Raw genomic sequence first — 18,111 nt, forward strand, 5'->3', positions numbered from 1 at the left:
GGACATGTCGTTCCCGCTCCTGACGGCGACGGCCGTGCTGCCCGCGGTCGGCGCGATCGTCACGGCGGCCGTCCCGGCCGCCCGGCGCACCGCCGCCAAGTGGCTGGCGCTGCTCTTCTCGCTCGCCACGCTCGTGCTGGCCGCCCTCGTGGTGGTCCGCTTCGAGCCCGGCGGTGCCCGCTATCAGCTCACCGAGTCGCACGCCTGGATCTCGGACTTCGGGGTCCGTTACGAACTGGGCGTGGACGGCATCGGGGTGGCGCTCCTCGCGCTGACCGCGCTGCTGATCCCCTTCGTGATCCTGGCCGGCTGGCATGACGCCGACCCGCTGGAAGAGGTGAACCCGAACCGCCGGTGGCGGCCGACCCAGGGCTTCTTCGCGCTGATCCTGATGGTCGAGGCGATGGTGATCCTCTCCTTCGAGGCCACCGACGTCTTCCTCTTCTACATCCTCTTCGAAGCCATGCTCATCCCGATGTACTTCCTCATCGGCGGCTTCGGCGACCGCGCTCACAGTGGCGGGGACGAGGCGGCGGCCACCCAGCGCTCGTACGCGGCCGTCAAGTTCCTCCTCTACAACCTGGTCGGCGGCCTGATCATGCTGGCCGCCGTCATCGGGCTCTATGTCGTCGCGGGCAGCTTCTCGCTCTCCGAGATCGCCGAGGCGCGGGCCAACGGCTCGCTGTCCATCGCGACCGACACCGAGCGGTGGCTCTTCCTCGGCTTCTTCTTCGCCTTCGCGGTGAAGGCGCCACTGTGGCCGCTGCACACCTGGCTGCCCAACGCCATGGGCGAGGCCACCGCGCCCGTCGCCGTACTGATCACCGCCGTGGTCGACAAGGTCGGCACGTTCGCGATGCTGCGCTTCTGCCTCCAGCTCTTCCCCGAGGCGTCCAAGTGGGCGACCCCGGTGATCCTGGTGCTCGCGCTGATCAGCATCGTCTACGGGGCGCTGCTCGCCGTCGGCCAGCGGGACATGAAGCGGCTGATCGCGTACGCGTCGATCTCCCACTTCGGTTTCATCATCATGGGCATCTTCGCGATGACCAGCCAGGGCCAGTCGGGCGCCACGCTCTACATGGTCAACCACGGGATCTCGACGGCCGCGCTGATGCTGGTGGCCGGCTTCCTGATCACCCGGCGCGGCTCGCGGCTCATCGCGGACTACGGCGGCGTGCAGAAGGTCGCGCCGGTACTCGCGGGGACGTTCCTGATCGGCGGGCTCGCGACGCTCTCGCTGCCGGGGCTCTCCCCGTTCGTGAGTGAATTCCTGGTCCTGGTCGGCACGTTCAGCCGGTACCCGGTGATCGGCATCATCGCCACCATGGGCATCGTGCTCGCCGCGCTCTATGTCCTCGTGCTCTACCAGCGCACGATGACAGGACCGGTGAAGGCCGAGGTCAGGACGATGCCGGATCTGCGTGTCCGGGAGCTGGTGGTCATCACCCCGCTGATCGCGCTGCTCCTCTTCCTGGGCGTCTACCCGAAGCCGCTGACCGAGATCGTCAACCCGGCGGTGGAGCACACGCTCTCCGACGTACAGCAGACCGATCCCAAGCCCGAGGTGGAGGCCGCTCCATGAGTGCGACTGTCGTCCACAGCCTGTGGACAACGACGGCGGCCGACGGGATCACCAAGATCCCGGCCCCGAACATCGAGTACGCGCAGCTGTCACCGGTACTGATCGTGCTGGGCGCGGCGGTCCTGGGCATTCTGGCCGAGGCGTTCGTCCCGCGCCGGGGCAGGTACCACACCCAGCTGTTCCTCTCCGTGGTCGCCCTGGCCGCCGGCTTCGCCGCGGTGGTCGGGCTCGCGGCCGGCGGCTACGGCACGACCAAGAAGCACATCGCGGCCATGGGCGCCATCGCCGTCGACGGCCCGGCGCTCTTCCTCCAGGGCACGATCCTGCTGGCCTCGATCGTCGCCGTGTTCACCTTCGCCGAGCGCAAGCTCGACCCGGAGGCCCACGGCAACCGCGTGGACTCGTTCGTGGCGCAGGCCGCGGCCGTACCGGGCAGCGACAGCGAGAAAGCGGCGGTCAAGGCGGGGTTCACCACCACCGAGGTGTTCCCGCTGGCCCTGTTCGCCGTCGCGGGCATGCTGGTCTTCCCCGCGGCCAACGATCTGCTGACGCTCTTCATCGCGCTGGAAGTCTTCTCGCTCCCGCTCTACCTCCTCTGCGCCCTCGCCCGCCGCAAGCGGCTGATGTCGCAGGAGGCGGCGGTCAAGTACTTCCTGCTGGGCGCCTTCTCGTCGGCGTTCCTGCTCTTCGGGATCGCCCTGCTGTACGGATACGCGGGCTCCGTCTCGTACGCGCGGATCGCGGAGGTCGTCAACGGCACCGCGCAGAACGTCAACCCGGCCCTCGCCGACACCATGGGCAATGACGCGCTGCTGCTGATCGGCGGCGCGATGGTGCTGATGGGGCTGCTCTTCAAGGTCGGCGCGGTGCCGTTCCACATGTGGACCCCGGACGTCTACCAGGGCGCGCCCACACCGGTCACCGGCTTCATGGCCGCGGCGACCAAGGTGGCCGCCTTCGGCGCGCTGCTGCGGCTGCTGTACGTCGTGCTGCCGGGGCTGCGCTGGGACTGGCGCCCGGTGATGTGGGGCGTCGTCATCGTCACGATGCTGGGCGGCGCGATCGTCGCCATCACACAGACCGACATCAAGCGCCTCCTGGCGTACTCCTCGATCGCGCACGCGGGCTTCATCCTGGCCGGTGTGATCGCGGGGACGAGCGAGGGCATCTCGTCCGTCCTCTTCTATCTGGCGGCGTACTCCTTCGTCACGATCGGCGCGTTCGCGGTCGTCACGCTGGTGCGCGACGCGGGCGGCGAGGCGACCCATCTGTCCAAGTGGGCCGGGCTCGGGCGGCGTTCACCGCTGGTGGCCGCGGTCTTCGCGGTCTTCCTGCTCGCCTTCGCCGGTATCCCGCTGACCTCGGGCTTCTCCGGGAAGTTCGCGGTCTTCAAGGCGGCGGCGGACGGCGGCGCGGGTGTGCTGGTCGTGATCGGTGTGATCGCCTCGGCGATCGCCGCGTTCTTCTACATCCGGGTCATCGTGCTGATGTTCTTCAGCGAGCCGAAGCCGGAGGGCCCGACGGTCGCGGTGCCGTCGGTGCTGACGACGACGGCGATCGCGGTGGGCGTCGCGGTCACGGTGGTCCTGGGCGTGGCCCCGCAGTACTTCCTGGACCTGGCGGGCCAGGCGGGCGGGTTCGTGCGGTAGAGCGCCGTCGCTGGACAGAGCCGGCTGCCCGGCACCCGTCGCGGGTGCCGGGCAGTCTCGTCCGGAGCCGTACGCCGGTTCAGGCGGGCACGATACGGCCCCTGACCTCGCCGAGGCCGACTCGCGTGCCGTCGGGGCCCGGGGCCCAGGCGGTCAGGGTGACCTCGTCGCCGTCCTCCAGGAACGTCCGCTTGCCGGCGGGCAGTTCGAGGGGCTCGGTGCCGTTCCAGGTGAGTTCCAGCAGGGAGCCGCGCTGCTCGCGCGCGGCGCCGCTGACCGTGCCGGACGCGAAGAGGTCGCCCGTACGGAGCGAGGCGCCGTTGACCGTCATATGGGTCAGCTGCTGGGCCGCCGTCCAGTACATGGTGGAGAACGGCGGCTCCGAGACGACCTGGCCGTTGAGCGCGACGGAGATCCGCAGGTCGAAGCCGCCCGGCTCCTCGTCGTCGGAGTCGTCCAGATAGGGGAGCAGCTCGGCGGTACGGGCCGGGGGCGCCACCCGGGCCGCGTCCAGGGCCTCCAGCGGGGTCACCCACGCCGAGACGGACGTGGCGAAGGACTTCCCGAGGAACGGGCCGAGCGGTACGTACTCCCATGCCTGGATGTCGCGCGCCGACCAGTCGTTGAGGAGCGACAGCCCGAAGACATGGTCACGGAAGGACGCCTGGTCCACCGGACTGCCCTGCCGGGAGGGCGTGCCGACGACGAAGCCGACCTCCGCCTCGATGTCGAGCTTGACGGAGGGGCCGAAGACCGGCGCCGGGTCGGCGGGCGCCTTGCGCTGGCCCGACGGGCGCGTCACATCCGTACCGGACACGACGATCGTGCCCGCCCTGCCGTGGTAACCGATCGGCAGATGCTTCCAGTTGGCGGGCAGCGCGTCTCCGTCGGGGCGGAAGATCCGGCCCACATTGGTGGCGTGGTGCTCGCTCGCGTAGAAGTCGACATAGTCCGCGATCTCGTACGGCAGATGCAGCGTGACCGAGCCGAGCGGATGGAGCAGGGGCTCTATGTCCGCGCGGTGCGCGGGCACCGTGACCCACGCGGTGAGGGCCCGGCGGACATCGCGCCAGGCCGTACGGCCCGCCGCCATCAGGGGGTTGAGGCTCGGCCGGGCCAGCAGTGCGGCGTACGGGGAGCCCAGGGCGTGCGCCGCCGCTCCCGCGTCGAGCACGTGGTCGCCGATACGGACCCCGAGCCGGCGGCGGTCGGGCTCGTCGGCGGTGGAGAACACTCCGTACGGGAGGTTGTGCGGACCGAAGGGGTCTCCCTCGGCCGGTTCGAGCGGGCTCTGCTCGGGCATTGGTGCTGCCTCGCTTTCCGGATCGATGCAGGACACGTTACGTCGCTGTTGCCCAGCCGCGGCAGTGGTGAAAAGTCCGTCTTGACCCAAAAGTGCGGAGTGTTACGGGTAGTTCGCGGAGCGTACCCGCGGTAGCCCCCGCGACGGACCTGTTCCCTCGTCAGATCGCCGCCGCTCGGGCCGTTCGCGCCGCGCGCACCGCCCGCGCGCGGTCCGGCCCGTCCGCGTCGCCGTGCGCGCGATCACCCCGCCGTGCGCGGAACGCGTTTCTCCCAGGTCCGGTGGAAGACCACCTCCGCGCCGTCCCGGCAGATCACCTCGTTGGACGTGATGAAGTCGTCCACGTCGCAGCTGATCTCGGAGCGGGTCTCGACCCGCGCGTCCCAGGCCGACTCGGGCCGGTGCAGCCGGATCCGCCAGTCCGAGCGGGCGGTGGCCGACAGCGGGTCGCTCTCCTGGATCATGTACGTCTCCAGCGCGTCCTCGGTGAATTCGAGACCGTCCGGATAGACGCGGGTACCGCCGTAGCGCGGATCGACCTCCAGCCGCCACAGCCCCCGCGCCACGTCCCGGGTCACCAGCCGCTCGGGCCGCTCCTCGTCCAGGGTCACCGGCGAGACCACGCCCATCGGTTCGGCCTGCTCGGGCGGTTCGAACGAGATCGCCCGGTCAGCGGCGGCGGTGGCGGCGGTGGCCGTACGGACCGGGAGTTCGAGCGAGCTGCCCGCCGGGTCCAGGGTGAAGCCCGCCGACTCCGCGCGCGGCCAGATCCACGGCCAGTACGCGGACGAGACCGCGAGCCTGATGCGGTGTCCCGGCGGGAAGGTGTGCCCGATGCCGTTCAGCTCGAAGGTGACGTCCTCGGTCGCGCCCTCGGGCCAGGGCGCGATCCGGTCGCGGCCCTTCCTGGCCGACAGATTGAGGACACCGCGCGTGACGAGGGTGGACGAGCCGTCCGGCGCGACATCGCAGAGCCGGGCGATCGCCTGTCCCGAGAGGACGTCCAGCCGCAGCCGCAGCCGGACGCGCGGGCGGCCCAGGATCTCGGTCAGCCCGCCGGTGACGGGGATCTCGAAGCAGGCGGACTTCGCGTCCTCGTCGCGCTGGTCGGGCGGCAGATCCGCGTCATTGCCGAACGGGAAGAAGCGGCCCGCGTCCAGCCCCGTCTGCTGCGGGGAATCGACGGCCACCGGCTCGCCCTGGAAGGCGTACGGGACGACGGTGACGTTCGGCGAGGGCCAGGAGGGCTCGCCCGCCCAGCGGCCCGGCAGCTCGGGATAGACGGTCGCGGGCGGGTGCGAGGCGCTGATCCAGGAGCGCAGCGGCGGCTCGGCCATGATCCCCGTGTCCGCGCCCTTCAGCCACTGGTCCCACCAGCGCAGGGTCTCCTGGAGGAAGCCGATCGCCGGGCCCGGCGGCAGCCCCCGGTCCGGGTACTGATGCGACCAGGGCCCGATCAGCCCCCGTACCCGCGCCGGGTCCAGGTGCTCGACGAGCCGCAGCACGGTGTCGCGGTACGGGTCGTGCCAGCCGCCGACGGCCAGGACCGCCGCCTCGATCGCGCCGTAGTCCTCGCAGACGCTGCCGTGCCGCCAGTACGCGTCCCGGGTCTGGTGGGCCAGCCAGGTGTGGATGAGGGGCTCGACGGCTTCGAGGCGGTCCAGCCACATCTCGCGCCAGCCCTCCCCGGCGAACGCCGGGTCCGGCGGGCGGGCGACGAAGGCCAGCATCGTCGCCGCCCAGGCGTGCATGTCCACGGCGAGCACCGAGCCGCCCATGTAGTGGACGTCGTTGTCGTAGCGGTCGTCGGACGAGCAGACGGTGACGATCGCCTTCAGGGGCTCCGGTGCGAGGGCGGCGAGCTGGAGCGCGTTGAAGCCGCCCCAGGAGATCCCGAACATGCCCACGCGGCCGGTGCACCAGGGCTGCGCGGCGAGCCAGTTGATCACCTCGACGCCGTCGGCCAGCTCGGTCGCGTCGTACTCGTCCCCCGGCAGCCCCTCGCTGTTGCCGTGCCCGCGCACATCGACCCGTACGGACGCGTAGCCGTGGCCCGCGTACCAGGGGTGGCGCTGCCAGTCGCGCGGGGCCGTCCAGTCGCTCAGCCGGTACGGCAGATATTCGAGCAGCGCGGGGACGGGCTCGTCGGTGACCGGGCGCCAGACGCGCGCGTACAGCCGGGTGCCGTCGGGGAGGGGGATGCGCAGGTCCGTGTGGGTCGTCTCGTACGGGAAGTCGGTGCGGATGGTGGGGGGCATACCGGTCACCTCGGCGGACGGTGCGGGAGAGGCGGGAGGGCTTGGTGGAAGTGGCTCGGTGGACGGGGCCGGCGGACCGGGCTCAGCGGACCGGGCTCAGCGGACCGGGCTCAGCGGACGGGCTCAGTGGACGGGCTCAGTGGACCGGGCTCAGTGGACCGGGTGCATGGTCCGGCGCAGCCAGGGCGCCGCCGCGACCACCGCCAGACCGGCCACGACCGCGATGGCGCCGTTCACGCCGAAGTACGCGGGCTGCGAGACCTGCCCGTACAGCTTCACGGTCTGCGCCTGGATGCCGTTGGCGAGGGCCAGCGACAGGAACCAGAGCGCCAGGGTCTGGCCGGCGAACGCCTTGGGCGCGAGCTTGGTGGAGGCGGAGAGCCCGGAGGTCTCCACCAGGATGTCGCCGAGGCCGAGCAGCAGATACGAGCCGACGATCCACCAGGCGGCCATCCGGTAGTCGGCGCTGCCGTGCCCGGAGGTGGGCAGCACCATCAGCAGGAAGGACAGACCGCCGAGGATCACCCCGATCGCGATCTTGTTGGAGGCGTGCGGCTGGCGGCGGCCCATCCGGACCCAGACGGCGGCGACGACGGGCGCGAGCGCGACCTCGAAGGCGCCGAGCGCGGACGCGTACCACCCGGCGGGGAAGCCGAAGCCGAGGATCGACGTGCCGGCGTTGGTCGAGGCGAGCAGGATCATCGTCGAGTACGCCTGGAACAGGATGAAGTTGAAGAAGACGGAGGCTATGAACAGCACCAGGTACGGGCGCAGCCGGCCGCGCTCCTCGGCGGTCACCCGCGGGCTGCGGAACATCACCACGAAGTAGACGACGGGCGCCATCACCGAGAGCACGGTGAGGACGTCGGCGAAGCGGCCGATGGTGAGCCAGCCCGCCGGCGAGAGCGCGACCGCCAGGGCGGCGATCACGAGCGCGCCCATGATCATCAGCCGTACGGCCCGGCGCATCGGCTCCGGCGCGAGCGCGAACTCGGCGCCCTGCTTGCGTCCGGCCAGGTGACGGCGGCCCACCACGTACTGGACGAGACCGAGGGTCATCCCGACGGCGGCGGCCGAGAACGCGGCGTGCCAGCCGGAGTGGTCGCCGAGCCAGCCGGTGACGAGCGGGCCGAGGAAGGCACCGATGTTGATCGCCATGTAGTAGAGGGCGAAACCGGCGTCCCTGCGCTCGTCCTCGGTGCGGTAGAGCGTGCCGACCATGGCCGACACATTCGGCTTGAGCAGGCCCGTACCGGCGCTGATCAGACCGAGGCCCGCCCAGGTCATGCCCGCCGTGGGGACGGCCATGGCGTAGTGCCCGAGGGCGATCAGAACGCCGCCCCAGAGCACCGCGCGGTACGAGCCGAGGATCCGGTCGGCGAGCCAGCCGCCGGCCACCGAGAGCAGGTAGACGAGCGTCCCGTAGGCCGCCGCGACGGAGGCCGCCGTACCGTCGGCCATGCCCAGGCCGCCGTCCTGGACCGTGGCGACGAAGTAGAGGACGAGGACGGCCTGCATCCCGAGGAATGAGAAGCGCTCCCAGACCTCGAGACCGGACAGCGTCAGCAGACCGCGGGGATGGCCGAGAAAGGCGTGATCATCGCCGGGCGGTGGCTGCTCCGCGTTCGCTCGGGGTTCGGTCGTTGTTCCGGACAAAAGCGCTACTCCTGGTTGTATGGCTGTTCCGAACATACCGGCGGGTCCGGGAAGGCGCCCACGGTGATCGAAAGGCGACCGGATACGCTGACTTGAGTGAAGGCAGCGACACATCGACAATCCGTGTGATCGTCAGCAGACAGGAGTACCTCTCGTGACCGTCGTCGGGCTGTTCGGGCTGAGCGTGCGGGACCAGGCTCTTGAGGCCGATGTCCAGACCGGGTTGGCGGCCGTCGAGGCGGGACTGCTCGATGCCACCAAGAGCGACGTGCCCTTCATCACGGAGGCGGCGCAGCACCTGGTACGAGCCGGCGGCAAACGTTTCAGGCCGTTGTTGGTCATGCTCGCGTCACAATTCGGTGATCCGTACGCGCCCGGTGTCGTCCCCGCGGCGGTGGTCGTCGAGCTGACCCATCTCGCGACGCTGTACCACGACGACGTGATGGACGAGGCCGAGGTCCGCCGGGGCGTCGCCAGCCCCAACGCCCGCTGGGGCAATTCGGTCGCCGTCCTCACGGGCGACTTCCTCTTCGCGCGCGCGTCACACATCCTGGCCGACCTGGGGCCCGAGGCGGTACGGGTCCAAGCCGAGGCGTTCGAACGGCTGGTGACGGGCCAGATCCTGGAGACGGCGGGTCCGCGCGACGGACGCGACCCGGTCGCGCACTACCTCGACGTCCTCGGCGGCAAGACCGGTTCGCTGATCGCCGTCTCCTGCCGCTTCGGCGCGATGACCTCCGGCGCGGACGACTCGGTCGTCGACATCCTCACCCAGTACGGCGAGCGGCTCGGCGTCGCCTTCCAGCTGGCGGACGACGTACTCGACATCGCCAGCGACTCGCACGAGTCGGGCAAGATGCCCGGCACGGATCTGCGCGAGGGCATTCACACGCTGCCGGTGCTGCTGCTGCGGGCCCAGGCCGAGGCGCACGGCGCACCCGAGGACCTCGCGCTGGTCGAGCTCCTGGACGGCGATCTGGCGGACGACGAGCGGCTCTCGGAGGCGCTGCGGCTGCTGCGCGCGCACCCGGCCCTGGAGCAGGCGCGCAGGGACACGGTGCGGTACGCGCAGGAGGCGCGGGCGACGCTCGCACCCCTGCCCGACGGGTACGCGAAGTCCGCGCTGATCGAGCTGTGCGATGCCGTGGTCCACCGGGCGGGCTGACGGGGCGTCCGCCTCAGGGCGGAACGTTGTCTTCCCCTAGTGGATGCGGGAAGCATCTCATCGGTATGTCATCCCAGAGCAGTACGGGAAGTTGCGCCCCGGGTCTGACGCTTATATCGAGGCCGTTTGGTCAGATGGTTAACACCACTCCTGACCAATTCGGGTGAGACTGGCGGCGCGGAGTGGACGAGTGCACGAGACCGAAGGCCGCCGACCACGGAGGTAGAGCACACATGGCACCGAACGACAGCGCACGGATCACCGAGGAGGACAGGGAGCCCGGCGAGGGCCGCCGCAAGGCGGCGCGCTACGCGCTCCCCGTCGCGGTGGCGGGGGTGGCTGCGGCGACCATCGGGCTCGTCCCGGCACTCGCCGCGACCGGCGACCCCGAACTGCCGCGGATCAGCGCGCAGCAACTCATCGAGAAGATCGCCGCGTCGGAGACCGAGCAGCTCTCGGGCTCCGTGAAGATCACCACGGATCTGGGGCTCCCGTCACTGGCCGGCCTCGGCGACCTGGCGGGCGGCGCGCTCGCAGGCAAGGGCGGGCCGGGCGGTTCCGGCGCCACCGACGGCTCGACCGCGGACCCGAACGCCAAGCTGATGGAGCTCAGCTCGGGCACGCACACGCTGCGCGTCGCGGTGGACGGTCCCGACAAGCAGCGGCTGTCGATCCGTGACACCGCCGCCGAGTACAGCCTGATCCACAACGGCGGCGAGGTCTGGGCGTACGACAGCGCCTCCAACGAGGCGTACCACGTACGGGCCCCGAAGGACGCGGCCAAGGGCGGCGCGGCCGAGGACGGCGGCAAGCACGCCCCGAAGGACGCGCTGAAGGATGTCCCGGCGACGCCCAAGGAGTTCGCCGAGCAGGCGCTGAAGGCCGCGGGCGGCACGACGTCCGTGACCGTCGACGGTACGGCGAAGGTCGCCGGGCGCGACGCGTACCAGCTGCTCATCAAGCCGAAGCAGAGCGGTTCGACGGTCGGCTCGATCAAGGTCGCGGTCGACGCGAAGACCGGTACCCCGCTGAAGTTCACGCTCTCGCCGAGCAGCGGTGGCAAGGCCGTGGTCGATGTCGGCTTCACCGAGGTCGACTTCGCCAAGCCCGCCGCCTCCACGTTCGACTTCACGCCGCCCAAGGGCGCGAAGGTGACGCGAGGCGACGACAAGGGCGCGGGCGACGCGAGCGGGATCCCGGAGCTGCCCAAGGGCCACGACAGCGCCAAGGGGCCGAAGGAGCTGGGCGATCCGAAGGTCATCGGCGAGGGCTGGAACGCCGTCTACGAGCTGAACACCGGCGCCGGCGAGGGCGTCACGGGCGCGGCGAAGCCGGGCGATGTCCCGGCCGAGGCGCAGCAGTTCCTGGACGCGCTGGGTGGCAAGGTCACCGGGAAGTTCGGCTCGGGCACGGTCTTCAAGACCCGCCTGATCAACGCCCTGATGACGGACGACGGCAGGGTGTACGTCGGCGCGGTGACGCAGGACGCGCTGGTCAAGGCCGCCAACGCGGCGAAGTAACGATCCGGCTGGTCCGGCCGGTCCGGCCCGACCGGTCTGTTCGGTCTGTTCGGCTTGTTCCGCCCCGTCGTGCGCTGCGTACGGCGGGGCGGAACGCTGACCGGGGCCGGTCCGTTCTCGTACTGCCGGGAGGTGACGGACGGCGTACGGCCGACGACGGGACGACGGGACCGGGGGAGCGGGAGCGAGATGACAGCCGTGCTCGACGAGAACCATGCGCACGAGGTGCGTGACGGGCGCGCGGTGATCGAGACGCGCGGACTCACCAAGCGGTACCGCGGCGGGCAGCTCGCCGTGGACCGGCTCGACCTCTCCGTCCCCGCCGGCAGTGTCTTCGGCTTCCTCGGCCCCAACGGCTCGGGCAAGACGACCACGATCCGGATGCTGATGGGACTGATCGAGCCGACCGCGGGCTCGGCCTCGCTCCTCGGCCGTCCCATGCCCCGCGCGGCCCGCGCCGTGCTCCCCGAGGTCGGTGCCCTCATCGAGGGGCCCGCGCTGTACGGGTACTTGTCGGGCAGGGACAACCTCGTACGGTACGACTCCGCCGACCCGACCGCCGACCCCCGTACCCGCCGTGCCCGGGTGACCGACGCCCTGGACCGGGTCGGGCTGACCGCCGCGGCGGGCAAGCGGGCGAAGGCGTACTCCCTCGGGATGAAGCAGCGGCTCGGGCTCGCGTCGGCGCTGCTGCGACCGCGCGGGCTGCTGGTGCTCGACGAGCCCACGAACGGTCTGGACCCGCAGGGCATGCGGGAGATCAGAACCCTGATACGGGAGCTGGCGGCGGACGGCACGACCGTCTTCCTGTCCTCGCATCTCCTCGACGAGATCGAGCAGGTGTGCACGCACGTCGCCGTGATGGCCCAGGGACGGCTGATCACCCAGGGGCCGGTCGCCGAGCTGGCGGCCGGGACCCGGGGGCGGCTGGCCGTGACCACCCCCGACCCCGGCGAGGCCGCCCGGGTGCTGAAGGAGCTGGGGGTCACGGATGTGGTCGTGGCGGAGGACCGGGTGAGCGGCGAACTGCCCACGGGCGGGGCGGAGCCGGTGGACCCCGCCGACCTCAACGCGGCGCTCGTACGGGCCGGGGTACGGGTACGGGCCTTCGGCCAGGAGCGCGCCTCGCTGGAGGACGCCTTCGTCGCGCTGACGGGGGAGGGCTTCGATGTCGCGGGCTGAGGCGGGCGCGCCGGGTGTGGCGGGCGCCGGGGCGGGCGTGCCGGATGTGGCGGGCGCGGGACCGGTGGAGCCCGGGACCCGGGACAGGGAGCGCCGGCTCCGGTGGACGTTCGGGCTGCTGTACTCCGAGGTGACCACCACCTTCCGGCGCTGGCGGACCCTCGCGCTGCTGGGTGTGCTCGCCGCCGTACCCGTCCTCATCGGGATCGCCGTGAAGATCGAGACGAGCGACGGCGGGGGAGTGGGGCCGGGGGGCGGGCCGAACGGCCCCGCGTTCCTGACACAGATCACCAACAACGGACTGTTCCTGGTCTTCGCCGCGCTCGCCGCGACGCTGCCCGTCTTCCTGCCGATGGCGGTGGGGGTCATCGCGGGCGACGCGATCGCGGGCGAGGCCAACGGCGGGACGCTGCGCTATCTGCTGGTCGCGCCGGCCGGCCGTACGAGACTGCTGCTCGCCAAGTACGCGTCCACGCTGGCCTTCTGCCTGGTCGCGACGCTCGTCGTGGCGGTCTCGGCGCTCGCCGTCGGCGCGCTGCTCTTCCCGCTGGGTGAGGTCACCACCATCTCGGGCACCCGTATCTCCTTCGGCGACGGGCTGCTGCGGGCCCTGCTGATCGCGGTGGTCGTCGCCGCTTCGCTGGTGGGGCTGGCGGCGGTCGGTCTGTTCATCTCGACCTTGACCAACAGCGGGATCGCGGCGATGGCCGCGACCGTCGGGCTGCTGATCACGGTGCAGATCCTGGACACGATCCCGCAGTTGCACGCGATACAGCCGTATCTCTTCTCGCACCACTGGCTGTCCTTCGCGGATCTGCTGCGCGAGCCGTTCTACTGGGACGACATCGGCAGGAACCTGGGGCTCCAGGCGCTGTACGCGGCGGTGTTCGGCTCGGCGGCCTGGGCGCGGTTCACGGCGAAGGACATCACCGTCTGAGCCACGAGGCGTCCCCCTCCGGCGAGGAGGTGCGGCTGCCCGCGTGCGCACAGATTGCAGCACGCGGGCAGTCGCGGTCAGGGAAGGCGCCGCGCCCCGTTCCCGGAGGGGCCGGGGAGAGGCCGGGAGGTTCAGAAGGTGAGGCGCCAGCTGTCGATGTAGCCGGTGTCCTGGGCGGCCACGTCCTGGACCCGGAGCCGCCAGACGCCGTTCGCGGTCTCGCTCGACGCGTTCACCGTGTAGGTGGCGATCACGTTGTCGGCCGAGTCGTTGCCGCTGGAGTTCTTCAGCCGGTAGGCCGTCCCGCTCGGGCCGATCAGGTCGATGACCACGTCACCCCGCCAGGTGTGCTTGATGTCCACACCCACCTTGAGCGCGGCGGGGGCGTTGCCCGTACGGCCGGAGACGGTCACCGCCGAGGTGATGGTGGGGCCGTTGTCCGGGATGGTGACGTCGTCGAGGGTCTCGAAGACCTCGCCCGACGGACCGGAGGAGTTCGCCGACAGCGTCCACACCGCGTAGGCGACGGCGTCGCTGTTGCGGTCGAGCGCGGTGTCGTTGATGTTCGCCGTGGTGTCGCAGGAGGAGTGGTAGCAGCGGTCGAAGGACTGCCCCGAGGTGCCGCCCCACTTCTGCGCCTGCGCGGCGGTCTTGATGTAGTCGGCGCCGCTGAAGAGCCCGCCGACGGGGACGCCCACGTTCTTGAACGGAGCGTGGTCCGAGCGGCCGTCGCCCTCGGTCTCGATCTCCGTCGCGACGCCGAGACCCGCGTAGTAGTCCTTGAAGGTCTGCTCGATGGCCGGGTCGTCGTCATAGACGAAGTAACCGGGGTTCGGGCTGCCGATCATGTCGAAGTTCAGATAGCCGCTGATCTTCGACCGCTCGGCGGTCGGCAGGTTGTTGACGTAGTACCGCGAGCCGACCAGCCCCAGCTCCTCCGCGCCCCACCAGGCGAACCGCAGGTGCTTCGCCGGCTGGAGCTGCGCCCGGGAGACGGCGAGCGCGGTCTCCAGGATGGCCGCGGAGCCCGATCCGTTGTCGTTGATCCCGGCGCCCGAGGTGACCGAGTCGAGATGCGAACCGGACATCACGACCTGGTTCGGATCGCCGCCCGGCCAGTCGGCTATCAGGTTGTAGCCGGTGGCGCCGCCGGAGGTGAACTGCTGGACGGAGGTGGTGAACCCGGCCGCGTCCAGCTTGCCCTTGACGTAGTTGACGGAGGCCAGATAGCCGGCGCGGCCATGGGCGCGGTTGCCGCCGTTGGCGGCGGCGATGGACGAGAACTGGGTGAGATGCGCCTTGACATTGGCGAGCGGTATGTCGGGGGCCGCGAGCGCGGCGGGCGCGGACTGTGCCGGTCTCTTGGCGACCGGAGGCGCGGCGGGCGCCGCTGACACGGCGGGCGCGGCGGCGGCGAGCAGTCCGGCGACCGCGAGTCCGGCGACCGCGGCCGTGGCGCCGCGGGTCGGTATCCGGCCGGTTCGGACGGGCCGACCGGGTATGCGGTGCGCTCCGGGAACGGAGAGTTTCATGTGGGGGCTCCGGATTCCGTACGGGGACAGGACGGAACGTGCGAGACGCCCCACGGCGACGATGGCGCGGGGCGTTGGAGCTGGTGGCGCCGGTGGTGCCGATCGAGAAGCTGATCGTGGTGCTGAAGCTGTTGGTGCGCTGTGCGTGCTGAATGCTCGGGGAGAGCTTGACTCGCCGTCAAGAGCGGAAACCGGTCAGTGGTGTTCGCTGACCGGACATGTCCCGTTTCCCTGGCGGTTTCGGGGCATGTCGTGGGCCTGACGGGACTCGGGCGGTACCCGGCCGCCCGAGTCCCGGCGCTCCTCCGCGTACGGCTGGTCATGCGCGTACGGCTGGTCATGCTCGCACTCCGGCTCGTCCGGAAGGCGGACGGCGGCCGGATTCACCGCCCGGCCGTTTTCTCCTCCGCGACCGGGATCGGTGCGCCCGCCTGTGCCGGGGCCGTTGCCTCTACCGCCGCCGCCGCCGCCGCCGCTGCCTCGGCCTCCGCCTCCGCCGTGAGGCGCAGCGCCTCCGCCCGCGTACGGCGTGCGTTCCGCAGCGCGTCCCAGGTCAGGATCGCCAGGGCCAGCCAGACCAGTGAGAAGCCCGCCCACCGCTCCGGCGGCATCGCCTCGTGGAAGTACGTGATCCCCAGGACGAACTGGAAGACCGGGGCCAGATACTGGAGCAGGCCCAGCGTCGACAGCGGTACCCGGATCGCCGCCGCGCCGAAGCAGACCAGCGGCAGCGCGGTGACCACGCCCGTGGCGGCGAGCAGGGCCATCTGGCCCGTGCCCTCCGAGCCGAAGGTGGCCGACCCGGACGCGCCCAGCCACACCAGATAGCCGAACGCGGGCAGGAACAGGACCGCGGTCTCGGCTGCCAGCGACTCCAGACCGCCGAGGTTGATCTTCTTCTTGACCAGGCCGTAGGTCGCGAACGAGAAGGCCAGGACGAGCGAGATCCAGGGCGGCTGCCCGTACCCGATGGCGAGGACCAGCACGGCGGCCAGGGCGATGAAGACCGCCGTCCACTGGGCGGGCCGCAGCCGTTCCTTGAGCAGCAGGACCCCCATGGCGATCGTCACCAGCGGGTTGATGAAGTAGCCCAGAGACGCTTCGACGACATGGCCGGTGTTGACCGCCCAGATGTAGAAACCCCAGTTGAGGGAGATCGTGAGGGCGGCCACGGCGATGAGCCCCAGCTTGCGGGGCTGCCGTATCAGCTCCGGTATCCAGCCCCAGCGGCGCAGCACCAGCAGCCCGATGGCGACGAACGCCAGCGACCAGACCATCCGGTGGGCCAGGATCTCCATCGCCCCGGCCGGTTCGAGCAGGGGCCAGTAGAGCGGGACCAGCCCCCACATCCCGTAGGCCCCGATCCCGTACAGCAGCCCCGCCCGCTGGGCAGGCAGTCCCGCCCGCTGGTCGCCCTTCGCCTTCACTGGCCCTCCCCGCCGCACATGCGCCGACCCGGCGCGGCGCCCCCAAGAAGGTAGCGCCGCGCGGGCCGCGATGTCATGTCCGTATCGTCATACGGTCATGACGCGTAGGCGCCCGGGTGTCAGCTCTTGAGCGCCTCGGCGATCGTGTCGGCGAGCGGGGTGGTGGGGCGGCCGGTCAGCCGGGCCAGATCCCCCGTCGTCCCGGCCAGCAGTCCGCGCTCGATCGCGTGGTCGACGTCCACCAGGAGCGCGGCCATCGGCTCGGGCACGCCGGCGCCGGTGAGGATCCCGAGCACCGTCTCGGCCGGCACGTTGTTGTACGCGATGGTCCTGCCGGTCTGCCGCGACAGCTCCGCCGCGTACTCGCCCAGCGACCACGCCGTGTCGCCGCTCAGCTCGTACGCCGTGTTCAGGTGGCCCTCGCCGGTCAGTACGGCCGCCGCGGCGGCGGCGTAGTCCGCGCGGGCGGCGGAGGCGATCCGGCCCTCGCCCGCGGCGGCGACGACGGCGTCGTGCTCCAGTACGGGCGCGAGGTTCCCGGTGTAGTTCTCGGTGTACCAGCCGTTGCGCAGGAAGGTGTACGGCAGCCCGGAATCGAGGATCAGCCGCTCGGTCGCCTTGTGCTCGTCGGCCAGCCGGAGATCGGCGTCGGGCCCGCCCAGGATGCCGGTGTACGCGAGCTGGGCCACGCCGGCCGCCCGCGCCGCGTCGATGACGGCGGCGTGCTGCGGCACGCGCTGCCCGACCTCGCTGCCGGAGATCAGCAGGACCCGGTCCCCGGCCCGGAACGCGTCCGTCAGCGTCTCGGGGTGGCTGTAGTCGGCGACCCGCTGTTCGACACCGCGCGCCACCAGACCCGCGGCCTTCTCCTTGTTCCGCACGACGACGGCGATCCCGTCGGCCGCGACGCCGTCGGTCAGCAGGGATTCGACGACCAGGCGGCCGAGATGTCCGGTGGCTCCGGTGACGACGATGCTCATGGGGGGCTCCAGTTCGAGTGGATTTGCCGGGATCGGCACTCTCTGTCACTCACCCTAAGGGCAGCACTAACCAGGCGTAAGTACCCACCTTGAAGTAAGGTACTGGCATGGCCGTAAGGGAAAACCCGGGGAAGCCGGCGGACTGGTGGAAGCCGGAGAACATGAGGGCGGGGCAGCCGGACGTCAGCCCGTCCATGTGCCCGTCCCGGATCGTCCTGGAGCACGTCACCAGCCGCTGGGGCGTGCTGGTGCTCGGCGCGCTGCTGGAGCGCTCCTACCGCTTCAGCGAACTGCGGCGCGGGATCGGCGGGGTCAGCGAGAAGATGCTCGCCCAGACGCTCCAGACCCTGGAACGCGATGGCTTCGTCCACCGCGATGCCAAGCCCGTGATCCCGCCGCGCGTGGACTACTCCCTGACCGAGCTGGGCCGGGAGGCCGCCGAGTACGTGAGCGATCTGGGGCGCTGGACGGAACGACGGCTGGACGACGTGTTCAAGGCCCGGCAGGCATACGACGAGGCCCGGACCTCGTAGGAGATCCGGGCCCCGGAGAACCGGAACGTTCCTGAAGACGCCTTAACCGACGACGGTCCACGTGTCGCCACCGGCGAGCATCGTGGCCAGATCGCCCTTGCCCTGCCGCTCGACGGCCGCGTCCAGCTGGTCCGACATCAGGGTGTCGTAGACGGGCCGCTCGACGCTGCGCAGCACCCCGATGGGGGTGTGGTGCAGCGTGTCCGGGTCGGCGAGGCGGGAGAGCGCGAAGGCGGTGGTGGGGCTGGTGGTGTGGGCGTCGTGGACGAGGATCTGGGATGCGTTGTCGGGTGTGACGGTGACGACGTGGAGGTCGCCGGTGGCGGGGTCGCGGACCACGCCTTTCTGGCCGTCGATGCCGAAGCGGATGGGCTGTCCGTGTTCGAG

At 71.0% G+C, this 18,111-nt stretch carries 13 protein-coding genes and 1 pseudogene; 7 read left to right on the top strand and 7 right to left on the bottom strand.

Annotation, left to right across the window (positions count from 1 at the left end):
* Window positions 1-4: 4 nt before the first annotated feature.
* Window positions 5-1,582 (top strand): NADH-quinone oxidoreductase subunit M, encoded by a 1,578-nt coding sequence (locus ACIOGX_RS35060; RefSeq protein WP_401918751.1) that lies wholly within the window; start codon window positions 5-7, stop codon window positions 1,580-1,582.
* Window positions 1,579-3,231 carry an NADH-quinone oxidoreductase subunit NuoN gene (nuoN, locus tag ACIOGX_RS35065; RefSeq protein WP_356516641.1) on the top strand — a complete coding sequence of 551 codons (1,653 nt, stop codon included), beginning with the start codon at window positions 1,579-1,581 and terminating at the stop codon, window positions 3,229-3,231. The genes ACIOGX_RS35060 and nuoN overlap by 4 nt, the downstream gene beginning before the upstream one ends.
* A gap of 79 nt (window positions 3,232-3,310) precedes the next feature.
* On the opposite strand, the gene fahA is transcribed toward nuoN, so the two are convergent.
* The 3 genes from fahA to ACIOGX_RS35080 form a co-directional block, all read right to left on the bottom strand.
* Window positions 3,311-4,534, bottom strand: coding sequence for a fumarylacetoacetase (fahA, locus tag ACIOGX_RS35070; protein ID WP_384774529.1), 1,224 nt, complete (start codon window positions 4,532-4,534; stop codon window positions 3,311-3,313).
* Between the two features lie 242 nt (window positions 4,535-4,776).
* Window positions 4,777-6,792 (bottom strand): CocE/NonD family hydrolase, encoded by a 2,016-nt coding sequence (locus tag ACIOGX_RS35075; protein WP_401918754.1) that lies wholly within the window; start codon window positions 6,790-6,792, stop codon window positions 4,777-4,779.
* 150 nt (window positions 6,793-6,942) lie between these two features.
* A complete protein-coding gene (locus ACIOGX_RS35080; RefSeq protein WP_401918756.1) occupies window positions 6,943-8,448 on the bottom strand; it encodes a peptide MFS transporter in 1,506 nt (501 codons plus the stop codon).
* Window positions 8,449-8,602: 154 nt separating this feature from the next.
* On the opposite strand from ACIOGX_RS35080, the gene ACIOGX_RS35085 reads away from it, so the two are divergent.
* The 4 genes from ACIOGX_RS35085 (at window position 8,603) to ACIOGX_RS35100 (ending at window position 13,252) form a co-directional block, all read left to right on the top strand.
* The gene (locus ACIOGX_RS35085; RefSeq protein WP_356516633.1) at window positions 8,603-9,613 is read left to right on the top strand and encodes a polyprenyl synthetase family protein; all 1,011 of its coding nucleotides are present in this window, start codon (window positions 8,603-8,605) and stop codon (window positions 9,611-9,613) included.
* A 233-nt stretch (window positions 9,614-9,846) separates the two neighbouring features.
* On the top strand, window positions 9,847-11,133 hold the full coding sequence (locus ACIOGX_RS35090) for an outer membrane lipoprotein carrier protein LolA (protein WP_401918758.1): 1,287 nt from the start codon (window positions 9,847-9,849) through the stop codon (window positions 11,131-11,133).
* A 189-nt stretch (window positions 11,134-11,322) separates the two neighbouring features.
* Window positions 11,323-12,315, top strand: a complete 993-nt coding sequence (locus tag ACIOGX_RS35095; RefSeq protein ID WP_356516629.1) for an ABC transporter ATP-binding protein — start codon at window positions 11,323-11,325, stop codon at window positions 12,313-12,315.
* A complete protein-coding gene (locus ACIOGX_RS35100; RefSeq protein WP_401918760.1) occupies window positions 12,302-13,252 on the top strand; it encodes an ABC transporter permease in 951 nt (316 codons plus the stop codon). The genes ACIOGX_RS35095 and ACIOGX_RS35100 overlap by 14 nt, the downstream gene beginning before the upstream one ends.
* A gap of 131 nt (window positions 13,253-13,383) precedes the next feature.
* On the opposite strand, the gene ACIOGX_RS35105 is transcribed toward ACIOGX_RS35100, so the two are convergent.
* The 3 genes from ACIOGX_RS35105 to ACIOGX_RS35115 form a co-directional block, all read right to left on the bottom strand.
* Window positions 13,384-14,784, bottom strand: a complete 1,401-nt coding sequence (locus ACIOGX_RS35105) for a M28 family metallopeptidase (protein WP_356516625.1) — start codon at window positions 14,782-14,784, stop codon at window positions 13,384-13,386.
* Window positions 14,785-15,167: 383 nt separating this feature from the next.
* The gene (gene rarD / locus ACIOGX_RS35110) at window positions 15,168-16,133 is read right to left on the bottom strand and encodes an EamA family transporter RarD (protein ID WP_401918768.1); all 966 of its coding nucleotides are present in this window, start codon (window positions 16,131-16,133) and stop codon (window positions 15,168-15,170) included.
* A gap of 197 nt (window positions 16,134-16,330) precedes the next feature.
* On the bottom strand, window positions 16,331-17,191 hold the full coding sequence (locus ACIOGX_RS35115) for an SDR family oxidoreductase (protein WP_401918762.1): 861 nt from the start codon (window positions 17,189-17,191) through the stop codon (window positions 16,331-16,333).
* 161 nt (window positions 17,192-17,352) lie between these two features.
* On the opposite strand from ACIOGX_RS35115, the gene ACIOGX_RS35120 reads away from it, so the two are divergent.
* Window positions 17,353-17,724, top strand: coding sequence for a helix-turn-helix domain-containing protein (locus tag ACIOGX_RS35120; RefSeq protein ID WP_356516877.1), 372 nt, complete (start codon window positions 17,353-17,355; stop codon window positions 17,722-17,724).
* A 42-nt stretch (window positions 17,725-17,766) separates the two neighbouring features.
* Here the strand turns inward: ACIOGX_RS35120 and ACIOGX_RS35125 are convergent.
* A pseudogene (locus tag ACIOGX_RS35125) lies at window positions 17,767-18,111 on the bottom strand (2-oxoacid:ferredoxin oxidoreductase subunit beta); the annotation flags it as partial.

Source organism: Streptomyces sp. NPDC088147, assembly GCF_044741565.1.
Taxonomy (GTDB): domain Bacteria; phylum Actinomycetota; class Actinomycetes; order Streptomycetales; family Streptomycetaceae; genus Streptomyces.